The following is a 386-nucleotide window of genomic DNA, read 5'->3' as shown; positions in this document are numbered from 1 at the left end:
ACCTTCTTTAAATCCAGTGATTTGTAAGCCTTCTTTTAAAACAATGGCATCTGTTCCGACTAGATCAATACGGCTAGCCTGACTGTCGAGATTAATTAGGATACAAGGCCAGTTAAGACGTGCGGCAATTTGTTCAATATGTGCTGAATTACCTGTACCGTGATAGCCAGAAACCATAACGCGGCGGTTAAATGCAAAGCCTGCTAAAATCGCTAAAGTTGTTTGTTGATCAAAAAGATAATCGTGATCTACATCGGGAACGTGGGGGCTTTTTGTGCGAAAAGCAGGCACTTTCATATCCGTATCAATATTAAACAGATCTCGAGCGCAGAGCGTAATATCGGGCACATTTTCGACGGGAAGTTTTGTTTTTTTCATTGTTTTTC

At 40.9% G+C, this 386-nt stretch carries 1 pseudogene; it reads right to left on the bottom strand.

Features of this window, described 5'->3' with window-relative positions:
- Positions 1-378 (bottom strand): annotated as a pseudogene (locus J7R13_RS09385) (cobaltochelatase subunit CobS); the annotation flags it as partial.
- Between the last annotated feature and the right edge of the window lie 8 nt (positions 379-386).

Source organism: Bartonella taylorii 8TBB (assembly GCF_902825155.1).
Taxonomy (GTDB): domain Bacteria; phylum Pseudomonadota; class Alphaproteobacteria; order Rhizobiales; family Rhizobiaceae; genus Bartonella; species Bartonella taylorii_A.
This window is presented reverse-complemented; position numbering and strand designations above follow the sequence as displayed.